General features: G+C 45.5%; 7 protein-coding genes and 1 tRNA gene. 6 read left to right on the top strand and 2 right to left on the bottom strand.

Annotated features, from left to right (window positions below; genetic code table 11):
• Positions 1–435 precede the first annotated feature (435 nt).
• Entirely contained in the window at positions 436–1,542 is a 1,107-nt protein-coding gene (gene gbdR / locus J9B83_RS12475) for a choline metabolism transcriptional regulator GbdR (RefSeq protein WP_236037280.1), read from the top strand.
• Between the two features lie 106 nt (positions 1,543–1,648).
• Positions 1,649–2,671, top strand: coding sequence for a pirin family protein (locus J9B83_RS12470; RefSeq protein ID WP_211537194.1), 1,023 nt, complete (start codon positions 1,649–1,651; stop codon positions 2,669–2,671).
• A gap of 18 nt (positions 2,672–2,689) precedes the next feature.
• On the opposite strand, the gene J9B83_RS12465 is transcribed toward J9B83_RS12470, so the two are convergent.
• Together J9B83_RS12465 and J9B83_RS12460 are read right to left on the bottom strand one after the other, a co-directional pair.
• On the bottom strand, positions 2,690–2,890 hold the full coding sequence (locus J9B83_RS12465; protein ID WP_211537193.1) for a DUF2986 domain-containing protein: 201 nt from the start codon (positions 2,888–2,890) through the stop codon (positions 2,690–2,692).
• 86 nt (positions 2,891–2,976) lie between these two features.
• Positions 2,977–3,061 (bottom strand) — tRNA-Leu (locus J9B83_RS12460).
• A gap of 158 nt (positions 3,062–3,219) precedes the next feature.
• Here J9B83_RS12460 and queA point away from each other — a divergent pair.
• The 4 genes from queA to secD all read left to right on the top strand — a co-directional run bounded on the left by queA (position 3,220) and on the right by secD (position 7,798).
• On the top strand, positions 3,220–4,281 hold the full coding sequence (gene queA, locus J9B83_RS12455; protein ID WP_211537192.1) for a tRNA preQ1(34) S-adenosylmethionine ribosyltransferase-isomerase QueA: 1,062 nt from the start codon (positions 3,220–3,222) through the stop codon (positions 4,279–4,281).
• 32 nt (positions 4,282–4,313) lie between these two features.
• On the top strand, positions 4,314–5,432 hold the full coding sequence (tgt, locus tag J9B83_RS12450) for a tRNA guanosine(34) transglycosylase Tgt (protein WP_211537197.1): 1,119 nt from the start codon (positions 4,314–4,316) through the stop codon (positions 5,430–5,432).
• A gap of 96 nt (positions 5,433–5,528) precedes the next feature.
• Entirely contained in the window at positions 5,529–5,855 is a 327-nt protein-coding gene (gene yajC / locus J9B83_RS12445; RefSeq protein WP_211537191.1) for a preprotein translocase subunit YajC, read from the top strand.
• 89 nt (positions 5,856–5,944) lie between these two features.
• Positions 5,945–7,798, top strand: a complete 1,854-nt coding sequence (secD, locus tag J9B83_RS12440) for a protein translocase subunit SecD (RefSeq protein ID WP_211537190.1) — start codon at positions 5,945–5,947, stop codon at positions 7,796–7,798.
• The last annotated feature ends 1 nt before the right edge of the window (position 7,799 follow it).

Raw genomic sequence — 7,799 nt, 5'->3', positions numbered from 1 at the left:
TTAGAGAAAAATGATAACAAACTGGCGATGCTGTTTGCCTTAGCCAATGTGTTCAGAATTGACCAGATGATACGAGCGGCAAGGGATTAATCCGTCCAAAGGCCCCTAAACAAGGCAGAAGAAGCTTGATTAGGGACTAAAAGTATTGAAATAGGTGACATTTTGCGCTTTTTTAGCCGAGTTAGAAACACTGGCTACTGTTCAACTTCTTAATCGCAGTTTCCCTAGATTCCTATCTTGTTCTACATTGGGGCATGGTGTTGTTTTAAAGCGCTTAGATTGACGGGGTTTGATCTATTTCGACGGTTTAAGTCGGCATCTTTTTTCCCATTTTGGGGCACCCTTTACAATAAAAAACGAACTTCTTAGCAATGCTAAAAAATGGTCTGAAAATTGCCTAGCATTTCTAAGAAGTATCACAATGAGGACATGGATATGATCAACAGTTCAGGCTTTGCTTTAGACAAAAAGGGCACAACGAAAGTGGGTTTCTTGCTACTGGATCATTTCACTATGATTGCGTTGGCGTCATCTATTGAGCCGTTGCGAATGGCGAATCAATTATCGGCGGAAGAGTTGTACAGTTGGAATTTGATTTCTGAAGACGGTAAGCCTGTGACGGCAAGTGACGGTTTAACATTAACTCCCGACTTATCCATGGACGAAGCGGCTTCATTCGACATTATCATTGTCGCTGGTGGCGTAGATATTACCCGTAGCTTTTCCGCAAAGCAGGTGTCTTGGTTGACTCGTCAGTCTCGTAAAAATGTCATCTTAGGCGGAGTTTGTACCGGCGCTTATGTGTTGGCTCATGCGGGCCTTTTAAATGGCTATCAGTGTAGCGTGCATTGGGAGTGTCTGACGGCGCTGCAAGAAGCCTTCCCTAAAGTCAGTTGCAATAACAAGCTGTTTTCTATCGACAAAAATCGCCTCACATCCTCTGGAGGCAGTGCGCCAATGGACATGTTTTTGAACATGATGACCAGGCAGCATGGGGTTAAGTTATCAAATGCCATTTCCGATATGTTCATTTGTGATCGTATTCGTAATGAATCAGACCAGCAGCGTATGCCGGCTCGCCAATTCAATCAAATGGGCATTTGTACGCCTAAGCTGGTGGACGTTATTGAGTTGATGGAAAATAACCTTGAGGAACCGATAGAGTTGGATGAATTGGCAGACTTTGTGAATGTGTCGCGTCGTCAGATTGAGCGCATGTTTCATCGTCATCTAGATTGTTCCCCGTCTCGTTATTATCTTCGTTTGCGCTTAGAAAGAGCGCGCAAATTGCTCAAGCAATCCAATATGTCGATTGTTGAGATATCCATGGCTTGCGGTTTTATCTCTACACCGCATTTTAGTCGTTGTTACCGTAAGCACATCGGCGTGTCACCCCGTGACGAACGTAAAACCGCTTGGAAACCTTGGAGTACAGAGTCCGTTGCCTTTGCTGAAAGCACTGCGCTTGTCTACATTCCTTACGCTCAAGATGCGCTTAGCCAGTCCCATACCGAACCAAGTTACGGATCGGTTGCGGTTTAGAGGATTCAATTCATCTAAAAAATGGATGTTTTGCATCAAATATCAGCATAATTCGATTGGATATACTGATGTTACTATGAGCTCATATCTTTGATGGAGAAGCATAATGAGCTCACCTATTTTACAGCGCTTGGCATTGCAGATGTTTTGGCCTACTTCAGATCCATTTCTATTTTGTGCCTTTCATAATGATTTGTATCCCAGTGCAAACCACGATATGACGCCTGCTGCTTCTCTTAATAATCGCCCGCTAGGGCAAGACTTCGCAGGAATTGATGGTTGGCGTATGTACCATGGTAAGCGTATTCCGGGCTTTCCTGGTCATCCTCATCGTGGGTTTGAAACAGTCACTGTGGTGAATAAAGGCTTTGTGGATCATGCTGATTCTATGGGCGCCGCAGGGCGATATGGTCAAGGCGATACTCAATGGATGACGGCAGGAGAAGGTATTCAGCATTCTGAAATGTTTCCGCTGTTGAGCGAAGAGGAAAAGAATCCATTAGAGCTATTCCAGATATGGCTGAACCTTCCTAGTAAAAATAAGATGGCACCACCGCATTTCTCTATGCTTTGGAATGAAGAGACGCCGACGGTGTCTGTTACGGATGCAAACGGCATAGATACCTGCGTAAAAGTGATTGCTGGGCGATATCAAGACGCAGTGCCCCTGCCAGCTCCGCCGCATTCGTGGGCAGCCGATGTTCAAAATGATGTGGCGATTTGGCTGATTGATGTCCCTGAACATGCAGAGTGGCTATTGCCTGCCGCGACAGCTGGCCTAAGTCGTACCTTGTATTTTTATGAAGGTGAGCAGGTGGCATTGGCAAATTTTGTGGCCTCAGTGAATGAAGCCTTTGTTTTAAAGAGTGATGTCGATGTTTTGATTCATAATCAAGGTAAGAGGGCGAAATTTCTGTTGTTGCAGGGGAAGCCAATTGGAGAGCAGGTGGAGCAACAGGGTCCCTTTGTGATGAACACACGCATGGAATTGCAACAGGCGTTTGCGGATTATCGACGAACAGAGTTCGGCGGTTGGCCTTGGCCTAAACAGGACCAAACCCATGACAAATGTGCAGGACGATTTGCTCAATACGCGGACGGCACTATTGAACAACCTGAAGTAGACTAGCTACTCAGGTTAAAGGTTTTAGCTTTGAGTGTCTTCTGGCACAGATGTTGCGTCGCTAGTTTCAACGCTTAGAGCGTCTTGTGTTGCCGCTTCTGTTTCCATTTTTGCACGATCTGCTTTGGAAATGTATTTAGGCTTGGCTTTTTTAGGATTGTTTTTTAAATTGGCTTGCTTCATGCGTTTGTCATAGATGTCTTTGATTTTTTTACGGCGATTCATAGTGTTTCCTAAAGAGTCTATGTTGTATGTTTAAAGATGAAATCAAACCAAAAAAAAGCCCTGATCGATGATCAGGGCTTTTATGTTGGTACCAGTAGGCGGACTCGAACCGCCACGCCTTTCGGCAACGGATTTTGAATCCGTCGTGTCTACCAATTCCACCACACTGGCCTTGAAAAAGGTGATGCGTATTTTATGCGATTTGAGATATTAGTCAATGACTAATGATAAAATATTTTACGTCTTTAACAAGATATGGCGAGGAAGTACCTTTTTCTGTGTATTTTAGCTAGAATACCGGGTCGTATTTCTTAGGTAACATTCTTTTCATGCTCGTTTCAGATTATCACTTTGATTTGCCCGATTCTTTAATCGCTCATTATCCCACTCCTGACAGAACTGCCAGTCGTTTGTTGCATCTTGATGGTCCCAGTGGCGATTTAGCTCATCGTCATTTTCCCGACGTGTTGGACTTGGTTCAGCCCGGTGACTTGATGGTGTTCAATAATACTCGAGTGATTGCGGCGCGAGTATTTGGTCAAAAAGAGTCTGGCGGTAAAGTTGAGATATTGATTGAGCGTGTGATGAATTCGAACGAAGCGTTAGCCCATGTTCGAGCCAGTAAATCACCGAAAGTCGACAGCTTATTACTGTTAGGCACAGACAAAGGGGAATCCATAAAAGCGACCATGGTTGCCCGTTCGGGTGCGCTTTTTCATCTTGTATTTGATGAACCTGTGTTGGATGTCTTGTCGCGGGTGGGGCATATGCCGCTACCGCCTTATATAGAAAGGCCCGACGAAGACAGCGATCAAGAGCGCTATCAAACGGTTTACAATCAAAAGCCTGGCGCAGTCGCTGCACCAACAGCGGGTTTGCACTTTGATGAAGCCTTGTTGGATAAAATCAAGGCGAAAGGGGTCGAAGTTGCCTTTGTGACGCTCCATGTCGGCGCGGGGACATTTCAACCAATGAAGGTTGAAAACGTCAAAGATCACATCATGCACGCGGAATATGTAGAAGTAGAGCAAGCGGTTGTTGATCAGGTCAAGGCGACAAAAGCTCGTGGTGGTCGTGTTATTGCCGTGGGCACAACCAGTGTGCGCAGCTTGGAGTCGGCCAGTCAAGGTGGTGAAATCGCCGCCATGCAAGACGATACCAGTATATTTATTTATCCAGGTTATGAATTTAAAACCGTGGATGCTTTGGTCACCAACTTCCACTTGCCTGAATCCACCTTAATCATGTTGATTAGCGCTTTTGCTGGATACGATCAGGTGATGAAGGCTTACAAGGAAGCTGTTGATCAAAAATACCGATTTTTTAGTTATGGCGATGCCATGTTTATTACACGAAATGCGCAGGCCAAGGGCCCGCAGAGTGAGGATTAAGACGAATGTCTGAGAAACGTCCAGAATGTTTTATGGATTTTGAATTGCATACCACATCAGGTAAAGCGCGCCGTGCCACCTTAACCTTTCCCCGGGGTAAAGTAGAAACCCCTGCCTTTATGCCAGTTGGTACTTACGGCACAGTGAAAGGTATGTTAACCAAAGACATTGAGGAAATTGGCGCTGATATTATTTTAGGCAATACTTTTCACCTTTGGTTGCGACCTGGAACGGAGGTGATTAAAGCCCACGGTGACTTGCATGATTTTACCCAGTGGAAGAAGCCGATTCTGACCGATTCGGGTGGTTTCCAAGTGTTTTCCCTTGGCGAAATGCGCAAAATTACCGAAGAGGGAGTGAGTTTTCGTTCTCCTATCAATGGCTCAAAAGTTTTTCTGAGTCCCGAAATTTCTATGCAAGTGCAGCGCGACTTGGGATCGGACATTGTGATGATCTTCGATGAATGTACGCCTTATCCTGCTACGCCCGATGTGGCAGCGAAATCCATGCGCATGAGCTTGCGTTGGGCGAAGCGTTCGAAAGACGAGCATGGCGATAGCCCTTCAGCGCTGTTTGGTATCATCCAAGGCAGCATGTATGAAAATCTTCGTGATGAGTCTCTTGAGGGCTTGGTCGACATAGGTTTTGATGGTTATGCCATTGGTGGCTTGTCCGTTGGTGAACCAAAAGATGAAATGATGAAGGTGTTGGATCATACGACCCCTAAGATGCCAGCTGATAAGCCTCGTTATTTGATGGGCGTTGGTAAGCCTGAAGATTTGGTCGAGGGAGTGCGTCGCGGCGTTGATATGTTCGATTGCGTGATGCCAACACGAAATGCTCGCAATGGACATCTGTTTACATCTGACGGCATTGTGCGTATTCGTAATGCGCAGTATCGCCATGATACCGGTCCACTAGACAAAGAATGCGATTGCTACACTTGTAAAAACTTTTCTCGGTCTTATCTACATCATTTGGATAAGTGTCAAGAAATGGTGGGTGCTCAATTAAATACCATACATAACTTACGTTATTACCAAACACTCATGGCAGGATTGCGTCAAGCGCTCGATGAAGGTAGATTTGACGCCTTTGTTGACGAGTTTTATGCAAAGCGTGGCATGTCCACTCCCGCTTTGAGTGAATAATAGACAAAAATACGCCGATTTTGCTTGTTATGTGAATGTTTTACACAGCATTCAAAATTGGTAACAGTTTTCATAAACCATTGGAGAGTTAACACCATGATCTCATTGATCTCACCAGCTTATGCTGAAGCCGGCGCACCAGCCGACGCAGGCATTTTTAACCTAGTATTGCTTGCAGGCTTTGTGGTTATTTTTTACTTCCTTATGTGGCGCCCACAGGCAAAGCGTACGAAAGAGCATAAAAACCTGATTGCTTCTTTGGCGAAAGGCACAGAAGTCGTAACTGGCGGTGGTGTTTTAGGTAAAGTGTCAAAAGTTGATGATAACTACGTAGTATTAGAAGTATCAGAAGGTGTTGAAATGAAATTTCAAAAATCTTCTGTTGCTGCTGTGTTGCCTAAAGGCACGTTGAAGTCTATCTAACGTGCTTAAAGAGTCGCCTTCCTAAATGATCTAGGGGGGCGATTTTCTTACATACGGTCCATTTAATTTTTAGGTTTAAAGGATTTTTCATGCTTAACAAGTACCCCTTGTGGAAGTATTTGCTAATTCTTCTTGTTTTGGCTTTGGGGCTACTTTACGCCTTCCCAAATCTTTACCCGGATGATCCAGCGCTACAATTATCAACTCAAAAAGCCACCGCGACAGTGGATGAGCAGGCTCTACAAAAAGCCAGAACAGCGCTTTCTGACGCAAACATAGAATTAAAAGAGGCAGAGCTTACGTCTGCCGGCGGTACCTTACGCTTCAATAGTGGTGAGGACCAACTTGCTGCCAAGCCTGTTGTGGCAGCGGCATTGGGTGAAGATTACGTAACAGCGTTGAACTTAGTGCCAACAACACCAGAGTGGTTGTCGTCTTTAGGGGCGGGGCCGGCAAAATTGGGTCTGGATTTACGCGGTGGTGTGCATTTCTTATTGGAAGTGGATACGCCAGCGGCCTTGAAACAGCGCCTTGAAGTGACGTCCAGCGAAATGAAAGCCGCTCTTCGAAGTGATCGTGTTCGATATCGCAGTGTTGATATAGAAGAAGGTGTTTTATCGATCCGCTTCTTACAGCAATCTGACCTAGATTTGGCTGAAAACCTGTTAAAAGACGAATTTTCTGAATATCGCTTTGCGACCAGAGAAGTAGACAGTGACTTCTTTTTGGATGTTAGCTTCACTGAGGTGTCGAAAGCAGAAATTGAATCTTATGCTTTACAGCAAAACCTAACCACGCTCCGTAATCGTGTTAACGAGCTGGGTGTGGCTGAGCCTCTTGTTCAGCGTCAAGGCAGTAACCGTATTGTGGTTGAATTGCCTGGCGTGCAAGACACGGCGGCAGCAAAACGTATTATCGGTGCCACGGCAAACCTTGAGTTTCGTTTAGAAGCTGGATTGGATGGCAATGGCTCTGGCGTTGAAGTCTTAACCTTCCGTGATGGCAGTGGGCGTACCGCGCGTTTAGAGCGTGACCTTATTACCACGGGTGAAAGTGTTTCGGACGCGAGCTCTTCTTTTGATGAAAACGGTCAACCACAAGTAAACATCAGCCTAGACTCAAAAGGCGGCAAGCAAATGACGAAAGTCACCCGTGCTGCAGTAGGTCGTAATATGGCGGTAGTGTTTATTGAGCACAAATCTCGTACTCGTGTTGTTGAGCAAGAAGACGGAACATTTGAAGAGCTTCGTCGAAGTTACAGTGAGAAAGGTATTATCTCATTGGCAACGATTCAGACAACGCTGGGTAATTCGTTTCGTATTACAGGGTTAGATAGCCCACGTGAATCATCAGAGCTTGCTTTGTTGCTTCGTGCGGGTGCATTGGCCGCGCCTATGTACTTTGTGGAAGAACGTACCATTGGGCCGAGCTTGGGTGCTGAAAACATCAAATTGGGTGTGGGCTCCGCGCAAATTGGTTTGTTGGTTGTGATGCTGTTTATGCTGGGGTATTACAAGGTGTTTGGTCTTTTTGCCAATATCTCCTTGGCCTTGAACATCATTCTCTTGATGGCGTTTATGTCATTACTATCGGCGACATTGACCTTGCCGGGTATTGCGGGGATCGTGTTGACCATGGGGATGGCGGTGGACGCAAATGTGTTGATTTTCTCGCGAATAAAAGAGGAATTGGCCAATGGTGTGCCCAGTCAGCAAGCGATTCATTCAGGCTTTAATCGTGCTTTTACAACGATTTTTGATGCCAACATTACCACGTTACTAGTGGCCGTTATTTTGTTTGCCGTCGGAACTGGACCGGTAAAAGGCTTTGCGGTGACCTTATCGTTGGGTATTTTGACATCGGTATTTACGGCAATAGTCATAACCCGTGCACAGGTCAACCTTGTGTATGGCGGTCGTAAAAACAAGAAACTGTATATTTAGG

The sequence above is a fragment of the Marinomonas vulgaris genome (assembly GCF_018145875.1).
In the GTDB taxonomy this organism is placed as follows: domain Bacteria; phylum Pseudomonadota; class Gammaproteobacteria; order Pseudomonadales; family Marinomonadaceae; genus Marinomonas; species Marinomonas vulgaris.
This window is presented reverse-complemented; position numbering and strand designations above follow the sequence as displayed.

Excerpts from the sequence above, each read along its gene's own strand:
- gbdR (WP_236037280.1), top strand. The coding sequence starts at position 436 with ATGATCAACAGTTCAGGCTTTGCTTTAGACAAAAAGGGCACAACGAAA.
- J9B83_RS12470 (WP_211537194.1), top strand. The coding sequence starts at position 1,649 with ATGAGCTCACCTATTTTACAGCGCTTGGCATTGCAGATGTTTTGGCCT.
- J9B83_RS12465 (WP_211537193.1), bottom strand. The coding sequence starts at position 2,890 with ATGAATCGCCGTAAAAAAATCAAAGACATCTATGACAAACGCATGAAG.
- queA (WP_211537192.1), top strand. The coding sequence starts at position 3,220 with ATGCTCGTTTCAGATTATCACTTTGATTTGCCCGATTCTTTAATCGCT.
- tgt (WP_211537197.1), top strand. The coding sequence starts at position 4,314 with ATGGATTTTGAATTGCATACCACATCAGGTAAAGCGCGCCGTGCCACC.
- yajC (WP_211537191.1), top strand. The coding sequence starts at position 5,529 with ATGATCTCATTGATCTCACCAGCTTATGCTGAAGCCGGCGCACCAGCC.
- secD (WP_211537190.1), top strand. The coding sequence starts at position 5,945 with ATGCTTAACAAGTACCCCTTGTGGAAGTATTTGCTAATTCTTCTTGTT.